Source organism: Virgibacillus salexigens (assembly GCF_000723585.1).
Taxonomy (GTDB): Bacteria; Bacillota; Bacilli; order Bacillales; family Amphibacillaceae; genus Virgibacillus; species Virgibacillus salexigens.
This window is the reverse complement of sequence record NZ_CCDP010000002.1, coordinates 107,045-122,902: the sequence shown is the minus strand read 5'-3', so window position 1 is coordinate 122,902 and position 15,858 is coordinate 107,045. Positions and strand designations below refer to the sequence as shown.

The following is a 15,858-nucleotide window of genomic DNA, read 5'->3' as shown; positions in this document are numbered from 1 at the left end:
ACTGTTGTATCCTTATATCAAGGATTGGATAATCCAGCTTTTCTAGAGCTGCCATTGAGGACAGCTCTTTTCTTTTTATGAAAGCGTTATCGATAAGGGGTGAGGGAGCATATTGATAAGATAAATACTGAGAGAAAGCTTGATTTTGCAAATTTACCGAGTTTTCAAGATTTGACGGATAAGGAGGGAAGGATCTATTTAAACGGGGAACGAATTATTTTAACTTCTTCCTCTGTGTTTGGCATTTTACGGAAAGATTTAAAAGAAAATATCTCTGAGCAGCGTATGAAAGGTTTTCTGATTCGGTATGGATGGAACCTAGGGAAATTAGATGCACAAAGGGTATTAAAACAAAGGTTATCTTCTATAGAACAAATTTTGAGGCAAGGTCCGGTACTACATATGATACGTGGATATACAAAAGTGCAGCGAACCAATTTAAATATTGATTACGATCCATCAGGAAAGATAAATGCTGTCCATGTTGAAGGAATATGGACGGGTTCATATGAAGCAGAAGAGCATCTAAGACAATTTGGTGTCACAAATGAATTTATTTGTCATACCCTTGTTGGTTACGCTAGTGGTTATTATTCAGAGATTTGCAGGAGAAAGGTCATTTTTAAAGAAACGAGTTGTAAAGCTGCAGGGTCAAGTTATTGCTATTATGTAGGAAAAACAATTCCGGAGTGGAAAGATGACATTGTAGAGGAATTAAAATACTACGAAGACAATCCAATTGTCGAGGAACTGGCGATCACCTATGAGAAACTATTAGAAGAACGCAATAATCTGGCGAAGACGTTTATTGTTCATCAACAATTAACGGAAAAATTAGTAGAGGGCGAAGATATACCGTCCATTGCAGAATTAGTCCATCAGAAAACCCAATTACCAATTATGATTGATAATACGAAGCACAATCTGATTGCGCATGCTGGATTTGGTTTGATAAATTCGCTTCAACATTATCAAACTTTTTTGGAGGCTTTACAACAAGAAGAAGCGCAAGATTGGTTTAAAATAAGGCGTGTTTCTTATAATGGTTGTCAGTTTTTAACAAGCCCAATAATGCTTAAGAAAAAATATATTGGTTCTTGTACTTTTGTATATGGAGAAAATGAACAGCCTACAAAAGTGGATCAAATGATATTAGAGCGTACAGCAACGGTTTGCTCTTTATATATGTTAAATGAAAAGACTACATTTGAAGCAATGGAACGAATGAAGGGTCATTTTTTAGATCAAATTATTGACGGGAGCATCGCATCCAAAAAAGAAATGATTAAACGAGGCAGTTATCTGCAAGTTGATTTGGACCAAAACTATTTTATAGTGGCAATTAATTACGAACACACGAAGAATCATTCAAGGAATGAGTTAGTATTTCATGAGCAAGTGATGGAACATGTTTTGAATTACTTTAAGACTCGGTCAAACATGTTAATTGGACAGCGTTCTTCCACAATTATTTTATTAATACAAATACAGTCGTCTGCTAGTGAAGTATGCACCCTATGTTCACATCTGAAGGATAATTTACATGAACATTTTTCTAATCGCATGTTTACATTCGGAATAAGTACAATAGGTCTGGATGTAAAGTTAGCAAACGATCATTATCATGAAGCATTAACAGCCTTATCAATGGCTACTCGATCGAAATCGGTTATGTTATTTGAAGATCTAAGTGTTGTTGGAATGCTAATCCATTCAAAAAACAAGGATGCGATTAAACAAAAAGCGAAACATTTACTTGGTCCATTATATCAAGATAAAGATAGGTATAAGGAACTATTAAAAACGTTATATGTATTTTTATCGAATGGCGGCAATTTAGAGAAATCAATGAAAGAACTGGCTTTATCTATGAGCGGATTAAGATATCGTGTTAAACAATTAGAGGAAATACTTGGTGAACAATTAAGAGATCCTGCAGTAAGTCATCAATTATTACTTACATTAGAAGTGTTGCTTGCTAAAAGCGAATTATCATTTGAATAAAACAATGATTGTCAGTTAGCAGATTATTCACCAACAACCATTGTCGTAGCTGGAACAAATACGATTTGCTATCCTAAATCTACAAGAAAATTACTTGAAAATTCGATAAACGAGCATTTCAAAAATTGGAGGTAGTATCATATGATGGATGGCAAGCAATATTTAGATAGTTTGAAAGATGGTCGTGCTATTTATTTAAATGGAGAGAAGGTAGACGATGTAACTACACACCCGGCCTATCGAAATGCAGCTCGATCAATTGCAAAACTGTATGACGCATTACATGATCCGGCAAAGGAAGCTATTCTGACGACAAAATCTGAATTTGGGTTCCGTACACATAAATTTTTTAAAGCTTCTACTAGTTCTGAAGAATTGCTAGGGGCAAGGGATGCAATGGCGGAATGGACAAAATTAAGTTATGGCTTCATGGGGAGAACCCCAGATTATAAGGCAGCGTTTACCGCATCATTGGGTCCATATGCTTATTTTTATAAAGGTTTTGAGGATAATGCAAGAAGATGGTATAAAAAAGCTCAGCAAGAAATTCCATTTTGTAATCATACTATAGTTAATCCACAACTGGATCGGGATCAACCACTTCACAAGAATAAGGAGGTATTTGTTCGTGCAGTAGAAGAGCGGGATGATGGTGTTATTGTTAGCGGCGCCAAAATGGTTGGAACGTCAGCAGCATTAACGCATTATAATTTTGTGGCTAATTATTCTCCTCAAGATTTAGGGGAAGGGGATAAGAGTCACGCATTAATCTTTTTTGTACCAATGAATGCACCGGGGTTAAAAGTGATCAGTCGCCAATCCTATGAGGAAACGGCAGCAATAATGGGGACACCTTTTGACTATCCTTTATCTAGCAGGTTTGATGAAAATGATGCAGTAATTGTGCTGGATAATGTATTTATACCATGGGAAGACGTACTAACATATAACAATGTTGACATTGCGAATGGATTCCGACCTAAAACTGGATGGCTCAATCGTTATACTTTTCAAGGATGTACACGCTTCGCGGTAAAATTGGATTTCATGGTAGGGTTACTTTTGAAGGCGACTGAAATGGCAGGTACAAATAAGTTTAGAGGCGTTCAAGCGAATATAGGTGAAGTTATCTCTTATCGTAATATGTTCTGGGCGATTTCGGAAGCTATGGCAGCAAATCCCGAAACTGGTCCAAATGGGGTGGTCTTACCTAATGCTACTTATGCAACAGCTTACCGGACATTCGCTCCTAGTGTTTGGCCAAAGATTAAGCAAATATTTGAGCAAGTAGTAGCTGGAGGGCTGATCCAGCTTCCTTCCAGTGCAAAAGATTTCCAAAACCTGGAATTACGTCCGTATCTCGACCATTATTATAAAGGTTCTGGTGGAGTAAGTGCTGAGGAACGTGTTAAGGTCTTGAAATTAATATGGGATGCAATTGGTACTGAATTTGGAGGCAGGAATGAACTATATGAAATTAATTATGCTGGTAATCATGAAGGTATTCGCTTAGATGCGTTGAAAATGGCTGATAATTCAGGACAGACAGCTAAATATAAAGCATTTGTAGAACAAGCATTAAGTGATTATGATCTTACAGGCTGGACATCGGATACATGGATTAATCCGGACAAACATCAAGAAAAAGTGTTTAACTAGATGCAGCAAAAAAAAAGCACTTATATCCTGTTTATAGGTGCTTTTTTCTTTAAATAACAACATTAAGCTATGATTAATTGACATCATATATGAAATCATATATAATTTTATAATAAATGTAAGCGTTAACATATGGTGGATTACTACACTCCATTCCTTAGGGGGAGAAAATATGTATCGAAAGATGATGAGTTGTTTAATTAGTGTACTTCTCTTAGTTGTCCTTTCTGCTTGTTCTAGAGGTATAGCCTCTACTGGTTCTTCACATAATTTAATTATTTCTCACTTCTTACCGGGGAATCATCCGATTCAAACACAAGTATTCCAACAGATTGGGAATGATTGGAAGCAGAAGTCAAATGGGGAGATTACGTTTGAACTGTATCCATCCAATGCTCTAGGTAATGCCGGTTCACAGTATGATATGGCTGTTACAGGGGAGGCAGATATTGCATTAAGTGTACATGGGTATTCTCCTGGGAGATTTCCATTAGTCTCTGTTATGGAGTTACCATTTCTTGCAGAATCAGCTGCGCATGGTTCAGAAGTCATAGCCAATCTATATGAAGAATTTCCAAGTATACAGGCAGAACATGATGATACGATACCGTTATATTTATTTACTGCTGAACCTGCCCAGTTAATTATGAAAGACCATCAAATTGAATCACCAGACGATTTAAAAGGATTACGTGTTCGCTCTCCATCACCATTGGCTAATGATATATTGGAGGCTTTAGGAGCCGTACCCATTTCTATGCCGATGGGAGACGTATATGAATCACTGGAAAGAGGGGTTATTGATGGAGCAATGGTGCCTTTGGAAGCGCTTTACAATTATAATTTGCATGAAATAGCATCCTATATTACAATTGGAAACTTTTCAGCTACGCCATTTTTTACTGTTATGAACAAAGATACATATCAGCGTTTCACAGATTCAGAAAAGGAGCTTATTAATGAATCGACAGATATAAATACTGCTATTAAGAGTGGACGTGTTTTTGACGTAGATGGTCAAAAAGGAAGGAAATTAGCAGTTGAAAATGGCGCAAAAGTAATTGAACTTAGTGAACAACAATTAGTGCCATGGAGGCAGGCGCTAAATTCACTTGTACAATCATGGATAGAAGAGATGGAATCGAAAGGGTTACCAGGTGAAAAAATCTATCAGCGGGCGAAAGCATTAAAGGATGAAGTGAAGTAGCGGGAGAGGTGAATGGTGTGGAAAGAATAATACAGCGATTAAGTAAGATGTTGCATGTTTTTGCTCAGATTATCTTATTATTCATGGCAGTGATGATTACGTTAGATGTGCTTGGGAGATGGCTCTTTAAAACTCCAGTAACGGGCACTGTAGATTTTACAGAGTTAGGTCTATCTGTAGTTATCTTTCTAAGCTTAGCATATACACATGTCAAAGAAGAACATATTACTATTGACTTTGTTGTTGAGCGGTTTTCTCAGCGTATCCAGTGGATAGTTGAATCGATTATTCATTTATTAATCGCTGTTTTAATGGTACTTGTTTCTTGGAGTACTTGTCATTATGCGATACGACTTTTTCATGCTAATACAGTAACGGGGGATTTAAGTATCCCACTTTATCCAATTGCTATATTAGCAGTTATTGGTTCCATTCTCTTTGCATTCATTGCAATCCTGCATTCCATTTACTACTTGCAAAAGGTGGTTCATCAAAATGAGTCCTGAAATGATTGGTTTTATTGGGATTGTACTATTATTGATCTTATTTTTACTAAAAGTTCCAGTTGGTATTTCTTTGTTATTCGTAGGCTTAGTAGGTACAACCTTAATCAGGGGATGGGATGTAGCGTTTGCTCAACTAGGTAGAACTCCTTTTGATACAGCAAGTTCGTATTCATTAAGTGTTATTCCATTATTTATACTAATGGGGATGATTCTGTCGTACACAGGGTTAGGTAAGGACTTATATCGAGCGGTAGATAGCTGGATTGGTCATTTTCGAGGAGGATTGGCGATGGCTACAATTGGTACTGCAGCTATATTTTCTTCTATTTCCGGTTCCCTTAATGCAACAACTGCAACAGTTTCTAAAATAACCTTACCAGAAATGGATAAATATAAATATAAACCAAGCCTTTCCACTGCTTGTGTTGCAGCTGGGGGTACATTAGGTATTTTAATTCCCCCAAGTGTTATCTTAATATTATATGGAATACAAACAAGAGAACCCATTGGGGCATTATTAATTGCGGGTATTATTCCAGGAATTTTTCAAGTTATTATATTTATGATCATTATTGCCATTCTTGTTCGACGGAATCCTAATTTGGCACCAGCTAGAACAGAGCAGGCGACTATTAGTGAGAAGCTACATACATTAAAAAATGTTTGGCCATTTATGGGGTTATTTTTTATAAGTATTGGCGGGATATATTTAGGGGTATTCACTCCAACTGAAGCAGCCGGGGTTGGAGCAGTTGGTGCAATTATTTTTGCACTATTGTCTAGGCGTTTAGACTGGGATAAGTTAAAGCAATCGTTTAATGAATCAGTAAGGTTGACTGCTTATATTTTTCTAATTCTAATCGGTGCTACTCTATTTAGTCAATTTTTAACAATTAGTAGGTTGCCAGTCATGCTTACCAGTTTTGTAGGTGGGCTAGATCTCCATGCATATATCATACTTGTATTTATATTGATTGCTTTATTTTTACTAGGTTGCTTCATTGAAGGTCTTTCCTTAATTGTTTTAACGCTTCCAATAATTTATCCAATCATTATGGAACTTGGTTTTAATGGTGTTTGGTTTGGAATTATTATGGTGATGGCAATTAATATTGGTTCTTTAACACCACCGCTTGGGATTAGCATTTTTGTAATCAAAGGCGTTGCAACAAATATTCCAGTACAAACCATATTCCGGGGAACAGTACCGATGATTATTGGAATGATTATCTGCATTTGTTTATTAATCCTATTTCCACCGTTGGTAACGATCTTACCAAGTTTGATGAAATAATTCCTTATATATAATAGGAGCCTTTTTACAGGCTCTTTTTTATATAGCAGAAGATCAATTATTTTAATTGGAAATAACTGTAACCAATTGATAATAGGGAACATTATATTCTAGCAGAATTTTTATGGTAGAGTATATAAATAAAGGAGTCGAGTAGGTAATTGCAGAATTAAAAACGTATCGAGATCGATAAAATAGACGGATCGAACAGAATAGATTAGCAAGTTAAGGGATATAATTAAGCCTTATCATATGATTTATCAAACAGGGATTGTATAATGATAGAAATGAGCAATTGAATGTTATATGTAACATAAGAAAAAGGATGGAATGACTGTGAAAAATAATAAGGAAAGATTATATTTATTGGAGAAGGCATTGAATTATACAGAGGTCGGTTTAATAATTACAGATCCTTCTATTGAAGATAATCCGATTATTATCGCTAATAAAGGTTTTTTAGAGCTAACAGGCTATAATGAAGAAGAAGTGATTGGAAAGAATTGCAGGTTTTTGCAGGGGGAAGAGACCAATAAAAAGCGTGTGAATCAAATTTGCGAAGCTGTCGATGCTAACGAATCGATTTCTGTGCAATTATACAATTATAAAAAAGATGGTACGGGTTTCTGGAACGAATTATCCATTGATCCGATGTGGATAGAAGAAGATCAAAAACTCTATTTTGTTGGAGTGCAAAAAGATGTTACAGATGAAAAACAAAAGGAACGCCTGCTTCAAGAAAGCTTGGTAGAAATTGAAAAGATTTCTACTCCAATTGTTCCAATAAGGGATGATGTTTCTATTTTGCCGCTTATTGGCAATATGAGCGACCATCGATTAGAAGCTTTGATGACTTCATTATCTGCTTATTTGGAGCAATCGAATGAAGAATATTTGATTATGGATTTATCTGGATTGTATGAAGTGGATACGTATACCGTTTCACGCTTTTTAAAAATTCATCAATTTATATCACTTATGGGGAAGCAGCTATTAGTAGCAGGCATTCGCCCAGATATGGCGATAAAAACGGTATCCATTCAAGATACGTTTAAAGATATGAAAACATTCAAAAACGTTAAAATGGCAATTGAACATATTGATCGTGTAAAAGAAAAAGAGGTATAGGTTTTAGCCAATTTATGGTAAACTAATGATAACAAGTAAAAATAAGAATTCTGTAAAATAGCAGGAGAGGTTCGAAATTCCATCCCTCTATAAAAAACTAAGGAGATCAAAACAACACACCTTCTTAGTGTTGTTTTTTTGATGGAAATTTTAGTAACGAACGCTCTTCTTTGTTGTAAAAAGGGAGGAGAAGAGTCGATGAACAACCAAAAAGCAGTCGTTGTATTCAGTGGTGGTCAGGATAGTACTACCTGTTTGTTCTGGGCATTGCGTGAGTTTGAACATGTGGAGGCTGTAACATTTCAATATGGACAACGGCATCTAGAAGAATTACATGTTGCGAAAAACATTTGCGATCAATTAAAAGTAACGCATCATGAACTGGATATGAATCTATTAAATCAGTTAGCTCCAAATGCATTAACTCGTAAAGACATAGCGATTACTGAAGGAGATGATGGCTTGCCATCTACATTTGTCCCCGGAAGAAACCTGCTGTTTCTATCTTTTGCAGCAATATTAGCTAAGCAAATTAATGCAAAGCATGTGGTAACAGGGGTGTGTGAAACAGATTTTAGTGGTTATCCTGACTGCCGAGATATATTTACCAAGTCCTTAAATGTGACATTAAATTTAGCAATGGATGATCAATTCGTTATCCATACTCCGCTTATGTGGCTGGATAAAGCAGGAGTATGGGAATTAAGTGATCAATTAGGAGCTTTTTCGTTTGTGAAAAATAATACATTGACTTGTTATAACGGATTAAAAGGTAGTGGATGTGGGGAGTGTCCTGCTTGTCAATTACGTCAAACTGGTTTAGAAAAGTATGAAGCAAATCGAAAAAAGGTGAGAACGTAATGATCCAACAAATCTATCCTTTCATAAACCATAACTATACATATGAAATCAATAAAGACTTTCATTTTGCTGCGGCCCATTATATTCCCCATCAAGACACTGGAAAATGTCAATCGATGCATGGGCATACGTATTTTACAAATATTACTATTGTTGGTGAAGAACTCAATCATACAGGGTTTTTAGTAGATTTTAAACAAATAAAAAATCTTATTCATAAACGTTTTGATCATGTTGTCATGAATCAGGATGTTGCTTTTTCCGATCATAATCCCAATGCTTTTCCAACTACTGAGATTGTGGCACGGACGATTTATGAACTTGTGCAGGAATACTTAGATACATTATCCCATTCCCCCCGCTGTATGCAAGTATATTTACGAGAAACACCGTCCAGTTATTGTGTATATCGTCCAAAGAAAGGGGATAGGTAAGTGAAAATACCAGTAATTGAAGTTTTTGGGCCGACGATTCAGGGGGAAGGAATGGTTATTGGTAGAAAAACCATGTTTGTCCGAACTGCTGGTTGTGATTATTCCTGCTCATGGTGTGATTCAAAATTTACTTGGGATGGTACAGAAAAACATCACATTCAAATGATGGAAGCAGAAGAGATTATGCAAGATTTAAGGGAAAAAGGTGCTGATCAATTTGGTCATGTGACGATCTCAGGTGGGAATCCTGGATTACTCCCCCAAATCGATCAACTGATTGATATCCTGCATGATCACGATCTGGAGGTAGCGCTCGAAACACAAGGGAGTAGATGGCAGACATGGTTTACAAAGATTGATGATCTAACACTTTCTCCAAAACCTCCAAGTTCAGGGATGAAAACAAATTATCAAACCCTTGATTTTATTATTGATTCATTGAAACAAAAGCAACGTGGAAAATGCAGTTTGAAAGTAGTCATCTTTAATGAAGATGATTTAGGATACGCAGAAAATATCCATCAACGCTATCCAGATGTAAGCTTATATCTTCAGGTGGGAAATGATGAAATTACGATGGATAATGATCAAGCATTGTCGTTATATTTACTGCAAAAATACGAGGAGCTGATTGACCAAGTAATGGTTAGCACTATTCTAAAGGATGTCCGAGTGCTTCCACAGTTACATACATTTCTTTGGGGAAATAAGCGTGGAGTATAGGGATAAATTAATACAAGAAGAGCCCAGACTGTTTCTTTACAGAACTGGGTTTTTTTATGTCGTTAACACACGATGATTGTGTTTAGAAGTAGATTATATTATCATTTAATATATTGGTATGTAAAAAGAATTAATTGTGAATAAAATCACTAATGGTAGGAAAGCGATACTTTTAGGAATTCTAACTATGGTAGTAAAGGAGCAGAACATTGAAGATTGGTATAGACAAAATAGGATTTTATGCACCACATTTATTTTTAGATATGAATAAGTTAGCAGTCGCTAGAGATGTTGATCCAGCAAAGTATACGATTGGTATTGGACAAGAGAAAATGGCAATCGCTCCGATTACACAGGATGCAGTCTCACTCGCAGCGAATGCCGCTTTAAATATATTAGACGATAAAGATAAGGAAGACATTGACTTTGTCATTTTTGGTACAGAATCTGGTATTGATCATTCAAAATCAGCTGGGGTATATATCCATGATCTATTAGGGCTGAACCCAAAAGCGAGAACAATTGAGGTGAAGCAAGCATGTTATGGTGCTACTGCTGGAATTCAAATGGCGAAGGGTCATATTGCTTTACATCCAAAAAGCAAAGTGCTTGTTTTAGGTGCGGATATTGCAAGGTATGGATTGAACTCTGGTGGAGAAGCAACGCAAGGAGCAGGTGCAGTTGCAATGGTTATTAGTGCAGACCCACGTATTCTAGCTTTAGAAGATAAAAGTGCTTATTTAACAGCCGATATTATGGACTTCTGGCGCCCTGTCTACTCAGATACAGCAATGGTCGATGGCAAGCTTTCAAATGAAAAGTATATTTCTTTCTTTGAGAGTGTATGGGAAGATTATAAAGTACAATCAGGGTTCGGTTTAGAAGATTTTACAGCTATTTGTTTCCATCTTCCTTATACGAAAATGGGTCAAAAAGCGTTACGTGCGATCTATGAACAAGGAACGGAAGAAGATAAGGAAAGATTAGTGGCCAATTTAGAAGCTAGTAAAACGTACAATAAGCAAGTTGGTAATATTTATACAGGTTCTTTATACTTAAGCCTTCTATCATTACTAGAACAGCAGGAAGAGTTACAGGACGGTGCAAGAATCGGCTTATTTAGTTATGGGTCTGGTGCTGTTGGAGAATTCTTTACAGGAGTACTACAGCCTGGTTATCGTAAGTATTTAAATACTTACGATCATGAAGAATTGCTTGCTTCTCGAACAGAATTATCGGTGGATGCTTATGAAACAGTTTTTGAAGACACCTTGCCAGCAGATGGCTCAACTGTCGAGCTTGAAATTGAATCAGATCCTGCCAAAATAGCGTTATCAGGAATTAGTGGTCATATGCGACACTATGTTCACAAAGACAAAAAATAAGTATATAAAAACGGATTTCGAAACCGCAAACGAAATCCGTTTTTATTTTACAATTAATTAGTTGCTTCGATTTTAGTGATCTCTTCAGCGATGGCTTCTGTTAATTCCTTGGCTGTTTTAGGAACAAAGGATTTAAGGACAGGATTAATCATTTTAGCCATCAGCCCACCTGCAGTAATGGAAAGATTTCCTGTAATTTTTGTTGTTGATTCAGCTAGTGCCTCTGCTTTAAAATACCCTTCTCCGTCAAAGTTTTCACTCAATCCTTTTAAGTCAAAGGTTACTTTTGTTGGTTTCTGCCATTCCGTAATAATTATTTTCAAGTTCACCGTTTTTTGTATGATTCCAAGGTCGCCTTTGAATTTCCATGTGGATTCTCTGTCATTAAGAATGTCATGTTCAATATATCCTGGAACTAAAGGTGCCCAATGATTCATATCGCTCACGAATTCCCACACGTTTTCAATTGGTACGTCAATTTCTACTTCGTGTATTCCACTTGGCATACCATTCATCTCCTTTTCATCAAATACGTTATCTTCGAAAATAGAATAACATGTTTATTCTTTTCCACAAAGCTATTTCAACTAATCATTTTTTAAATAACAATAGAAGAAGGATTGACAGTATAAGAAGAACATTTTATAATTATATTTAATTAAAAACAAATGAATTAAATATATATAAATTAAATATGAGGTGAGCGGTTAAATGAAAAAGACAGCTGGAATACACCATATAACCGCTATCGTTGGTCATCCACAGGAAAATGTCGATTTTTATGCAAGTGTGCTTGGTTTACGATTAGTTAAGAAAACCATTAACTTCGATGATCCTAGTACTTACCATCTCTATTTTGGAAATGAAGGAGGAGAACCAGGTACGATTATTACCTTCTTCCCATGGTCACATGCATTTAAAGGTCGAATTGGCGATGGCCAATTCGGAACCATTTCCTTTGCTATACCAGTTGGGTCTTTATCATTTTGGAAAGAGCGCTTTTATTAATTGGCTATTGACTTCACTGAAGCGGAACGTTTTGGGGAGACGTATCTTTCGTTCAAAGACCCTCTCATGGACTTCAATTAGAATTAGTAGAGAAAGAAGCGGGAGAGGCCAATCATTGGATGATTGGAGATGTTACATCAGAAGTAGCGATTAAAGGGTTTGCGGGAGCTGTTTTATTATCCGCTAAACCTGCAAGCACAGCTGAGCTGATGGAAGATATTTTGGGTTTTGAAAGAGTAGGAGAAGAAGGTGATTTCGTTCGTTTTACTTCCTATGCTGATATAGGGAATACGATTGATATTAAATTAACCACAAACGGAGGATCGCAAATGGGTGTTGGCACAATACATCATATTGCATTTCGTGCCAAAGATGATAAAGATCAATTAGATTGGCAAGGCTATATTGCTAACCATGGGTATGCAGTTACCCTGTAAAAGATTGAAATTACTCTCAAGCGATCTACTTCAAAGAGCATGGCAATTTACTGTTTGAAATTGCAACAGATCCTCCAGGTTTTGCTCATGATGAGTCGTTTCAGGAGATGGGAAGTAAATTGAAACTACCACAACAATTTGAGATTTATCGTAATCGATTGGAGAATACCTTAATTCCAATCGAAGTAAAAATGAAAAATGAAGATGATGAGGGTTAAGTAGTATTCCATTATGTGATAAACATTTGTTCAAGTTTAATAAGAGAATCCGTTAATTGGTAGAAAGATCCAACGATCAATCGCCTTTACAGCAATACACCTGTAGAAGAAGTGACAGGGTGAATGGATGCTGAATAACCCATGGAATATCAATGGGTTATTCAATAAATATTTTTCCTGGATTAAGGATGTTACTTGGGTCAAGCAATTGTTTTATTTGGTGCATAACTTCTAATGCAGTTCCATGCTCCTTTTGCTGATATTTTCGCTTGCCTATTCCGACGCCATGCTCACCAGTGCATGTTCCACCAACATCAATAGCTAGTGTTGCCAATGCTTCATTTGTTGCCTCGGCTTTTTCGCGTTCTCCAATTACAGCAGGGTCAAATAATACAAGTGTATGGAAATTCCCGTCGCCTACATGCCCCCAAACGCCGCCAGTTAGTCCGCTGTTATCTATTAATTGCCTCGCATAAGTAACTAATTTAGGCAGTTGTGATAGCGGTACACAAACATCAGCGCCAACTTCATCTATTCCATCCGTATGCTGAAAAGCGTAAGATAAGTTATAACGTGCCTTCCATAATTCTTCTTGTTCTACTGGATCGGTAGCTACTGTCCAGTGTTTAGCCCCGAGCGTTTTAACTATCTTTGCAGTCAGTTGAACATCAGCTTCTACCCCGTGTACAGATCCAGCAAATTCAAAGAATAAAGAGTGTGCAACAGGAAAGGAGTATACATTTTGTCGGTTAACTTCAGCAATACTAGCCGCATCCATCAGTTCCATTCGCTTAATAGGGATTGTTTGTAATAAGATTTCTTTCGCTGCTATGGCACATGTTTCCATGGACGCAAATGTACAACGTGCCATTACTGTATACTCTGGGATTCCGTGTAGTTTAAGTGTAATTTCAGTAATAATTCCTAATGTCCCCTCTGAACCAGCAAAGAGGTTTGTCATTAGGTAGCCAGAAGAGGATTTCTTTGCTTTGGTTCCTGTATGAATAATTCTGCCATCGGCCAGCACGACTTCTAGATCTAATAATTGATCTTTCATAGCACCGTATCTAACAGCGGTTGTACCACTTGCATTAGTTGCAACCATACCACCGATGGTTGCGTTTACCCCAGGATCAACGGGGAATTGTAATCCTTGTTCACGAATGACATCATTTAACTGAAAACGAGTGACACCAGGTTGAACAGTGATCGTCATATCATCTGGCGAGAATTCAATAACCTGATTCATTCGGCTGAAGTTCATGGAGATTCCATTCTCAACAGGTATGGCTTGCCCTTCTAAACCGGAGCCTGTCCCAAATGGAGTGATTGGGATATGATAGTCTCGTGCTACTTCTACGATCAGTTGAACATCTTCAGATGAATTTGGATAACAGACGACTTCAGGCAGTACGGCTGAATGAGGTGATTCATCATAACTGTGACGAATAAGATCATCTGTTTGTTGACTTACCTTCTCTTTTCCTAATTTCTCAATTAATACATTGATATACACATTTATCACCTCAGGCAGTTTTTATATTTTCAAGAAGGCAAGGGAAGAGGAATACATTGTTATCTCCTTAGCATTCTAGGGTTTATATATTAATAAATTAGATGTGCAATGATTACGATAATGGGTAGTGAGATAATAGTACGCTCAAGAAAGATGATAAATAAATGCCAAGCTTTCACTGGAATTTTTGAGATTAATAGCAATGTGCCCATCTCGGTTAAGTAAATAATTTGCACTAACGACAATGCCCCGATAACAAATCGAGTAATTTCCGCTTCAATTCCTGAAGCTAATACAGCTGGTAAAAACATATCAATAAAGCCGATAATAGTCGCTGGTGCTGCATCTGCTGCATTAGGAAGCTGCATTACTTCAAGAAGTGGAATAATTGGCTGCGAAATAATTTCAAAAAATGAAGTAAACTCAGCAATCACTAAAGCAATTGTACCAATTGCCATTACTTGTGGAAGTAACACAAATGCAATCCCTAAGAAAATAGAATTCCCCTGTTTTACCTGTTCTTTAAACGAACCAGCACTTTCTGCACGTTTGACTGCTTGGTGAATTCCCCATTTGAATTTGCTTATGTTGGCTGGCACATCTTCTTGATAGTCATTATTTGTATAATATTGATCTGGTATGTTAGCGATAGGTGGAATTCTTGGAACAATTACAGCACTTACAATTCCAGCCACTACGATGGCTAGATAAAAGAGTGGGAACATATGATCAACCTCTAGCATACCAGCGATCACTAAACAAAAAGGCAAGGACACGGTAGAGAAGCAGGTTGCGATTGCTGCAGCTTCTCTACCAGTGTAGAACCCATTCTGATACTGTTCTCTTGTAATCACTACACCAACATTTACATTTCCAATCCATGAAGATAGGAGATCAATTGCTGAACGCCCTGGTAACGTAAAAAGGGGTTTTATGATGCCGCGTAGTATCGAGCCAAAGAATTCCATAACTCCAAAGTTGATAAGATATGGCATTAAGAACGATGCGACAAAGAACCATACAATTAAACTAGTTAATAATCCAAACATTACTTCACCAGTAAGCTCAGAATAAATGATTTCCATACCAGCTCCAAAGTATGTCATTATTGCAAATATCGTCCCAAGAATTCGTAAAATGGTCCAGAATATGGTTACGTTGAATAAAGACATGAATAGTGCAGACTTTTGAATAAATCTTGGTTTAAAAATGGCTTGTACCACAGTAAATACAGTAGAAATCACCATAATCAAAGTGACAATTGCAGGTAACCAATTGGATAGAATATCAATGATATACTCCGTAATAATACCTAATGGTATATTAAATGTACCCCCATCAAAAATGGGAAATAAAAAGATGAATACTCCAAATAATGAAGGGAGGAGGAACTTTAACAATCCACGTGTATGGACATTTTCTTCTTCCTGGCTTTGTTCATGTTCCTGTAAATGTTCTGGATAGTCACTCATTTTATT

The 15,858-nt window shown here is 36.7% G+C and carries 13 protein-coding genes, 1 pseudogene and 1 riboswitch; of the genes and pseudogenes, 11 read left to right on the top strand and 3 right to left on the bottom strand.

Annotation, left to right across the window (positions count from 1 at the left end; all coding sequences use genetic code 11):
- Nucleotides 1-99: 99 nt before the first annotated feature.
- The 10 genes from BN990_RS13425 (at nucleotide 100) to BN990_RS13380 (ending at nucleotide 11,201) form a co-directional block, all read left to right on the top strand.
- Nucleotides 100-2,004 (top strand): XylR N-terminal domain-containing protein, encoded by a 1,905-nt coding sequence (locus BN990_RS13425; RefSeq protein WP_038245538.1) that lies wholly within the window; start codon nucleotides 100-102, stop codon nucleotides 2,002-2,004.
- Between the two features lie 141 nt (nucleotides 2,005-2,145).
- Nucleotides 2,146-3,663, top strand: coding sequence for a 4-hydroxyphenylacetate 3-hydroxylase family protein (locus BN990_RS13420; protein WP_038245536.1), 1,518 nt, complete (start codon nucleotides 2,146-2,148; stop codon nucleotides 3,661-3,663).
- A 172-nt stretch (nucleotides 3,664-3,835) separates the two neighbouring features.
- Nucleotides 3,836-4,870 (top strand): TRAP transporter substrate-binding protein, encoded by a 1,035-nt coding sequence (locus BN990_RS13415; protein WP_021291949.1) that lies wholly within the window; start codon nucleotides 3,836-3,838, stop codon nucleotides 4,868-4,870.
- A 17-nt stretch (nucleotides 4,871-4,887) separates the two neighbouring features.
- Entirely contained in the window at nucleotides 4,888-5,376 is a 489-nt protein-coding gene (locus tag BN990_RS13410; RefSeq protein ID WP_021291948.1) for a TRAP transporter small permease, read from the top strand.
- On the top strand, nucleotides 5,366-6,670 hold the full coding sequence (locus tag BN990_RS13405; RefSeq protein WP_021291947.1) for a TRAP transporter large permease: 1,305 nt from the start codon (nucleotides 5,366-5,368) through the stop codon (nucleotides 6,668-6,670). The genes BN990_RS13410 and BN990_RS13405 overlap by 11 nt, the downstream gene beginning before the upstream one ends.
- Nucleotides 6,671-7,006: 336 nt before the next feature.
- A complete protein-coding gene (locus BN990_RS13400) occupies nucleotides 7,007-7,798 on the top strand; it encodes an STAS domain-containing protein (protein ID WP_021291946.1) in 792 nt (263 codons plus the stop codon).
- A gap of 60 nt (nucleotides 7,799-7,858) precedes the next feature.
- Nucleotides 7,859-7,905: riboswitch (PreQ1 riboswitch) on the top strand.
- Nucleotides 7,906-7,996: 91 nt separating this feature from the next.
- On the top strand, nucleotides 7,997-8,659 hold the full coding sequence (gene queC / locus BN990_RS13395) for a 7-cyano-7-deazaguanine synthase QueC (RefSeq protein ID WP_038245533.1): 663 nt from the start codon (nucleotides 7,997-7,999) through the stop codon (nucleotides 8,657-8,659).
- Nucleotides 8,659-9,093, top strand: a complete 435-nt coding sequence (gene queD / locus BN990_RS13390) for a 6-carboxytetrahydropterin synthase QueD (RefSeq protein ID WP_038245531.1) — start codon at nucleotides 8,659-8,661, stop codon at nucleotides 9,091-9,093. Before queC ends, queD begins: the two co-directional genes overlap by 1 nt.
- Nucleotides 9,094-9,816: a 7-carboxy-7-deazaguanine synthase QueE gene (gene queE, locus BN990_RS13385; protein ID WP_021291943.1), complete on the top strand. Its 723-nt coding sequence runs from the start codon at nucleotides 9,094-9,096 to the stop codon at nucleotides 9,814-9,816.
- Nucleotides 9,817-10,025: 209 nt separating this feature from the next.
- Entirely contained in the window at nucleotides 10,026-11,201 is a 1,176-nt protein-coding gene (locus BN990_RS13380; protein WP_038245526.1) for a hydroxymethylglutaryl-CoA synthase, read from the top strand.
- 53 nt (nucleotides 11,202-11,254) lie between these two features.
- Here the strand turns inward: BN990_RS13380 and BN990_RS13375 are convergent, their stop codons facing one another.
- Entirely contained in the window at nucleotides 11,255-11,707 is a 453-nt protein-coding gene (locus tag BN990_RS13375; RefSeq protein WP_021291941.1) for a CoxG family protein, read from the bottom strand.
- A gap of 205 nt (nucleotides 11,708-11,912) precedes the next feature.
- Here BN990_RS13375 and BN990_RS13370 point away from each other — a divergent pair.
- Nucleotides 11,913-12,864 (top strand): annotated as a pseudogene (locus tag BN990_RS13370) (ring-cleaving dioxygenase).
- A 157-nt stretch (nucleotides 12,865-13,021) separates the two neighbouring features.
- Here the strand turns inward: BN990_RS13370 and BN990_RS13365 are convergent.
- Both BN990_RS13365 and BN990_RS13360 read right to left on the bottom strand, forming a co-directional pair.
- Nucleotides 13,022-14,380, bottom strand: coding sequence for an FAD-binding oxidoreductase (locus tag BN990_RS13365; RefSeq protein ID WP_038245524.1), 1,359 nt, complete (start codon nucleotides 14,378-14,380; stop codon nucleotides 13,022-13,024).
- Nucleotides 14,381-14,469: 89 nt separating this feature from the next.
- Complete coding sequence (locus BN990_RS13360; protein ID WP_021291936.1) at nucleotides 14,470-15,852, bottom strand: YjiH family protein; 1,383 nt, start codon at nucleotides 15,850-15,852, stop codon at nucleotides 14,470-14,472.
- Between the last annotated feature and the right edge of the window lie 6 nt (nucleotides 15,853-15,858).

Coding starts and splice junctions, on each gene's coding strand:
- BN990_RS13420 (WP_038245536.1), top strand. CDS start 2,146: ATGATGGATGGCAAGCAATATTTAGATAGTTTGAAAGATGGTCGTGCT.
- BN990_RS13415 (WP_021291949.1), top strand. CDS start 3,836: ATGTATCGAAAGATGATGAGTTGTTTAATTAGTGTACTTCTCTTAGTT.
- BN990_RS13405 (WP_021291947.1), top strand. CDS start 5,366: ATGAGTCCTGAAATGATTGGTTTTATTGGGATTGTACTATTATTGATC.
- queC (WP_038245533.1), top strand. CDS start 7,997: ATGAACAACCAAAAAGCAGTCGTTGTATTCAGTGGTGGTCAGGATAGT.
- queD (WP_038245531.1), top strand. CDS start 8,659: ATGATCCAACAAATCTATCCTTTCATAAACCATAACTATACATATGAA.
- BN990_RS13375 (WP_021291941.1), bottom strand. CDS start 11,707: ATGCCAAGTGGAATACACGAAGTAGAAATTGACGTACCAATTGAAAAC.
- BN990_RS13360 (WP_021291936.1), bottom strand. CDS start 15,852: ATGAGTGACTATCCAGAACATTTACAGGAACATGAACAAAGCCAGGAA.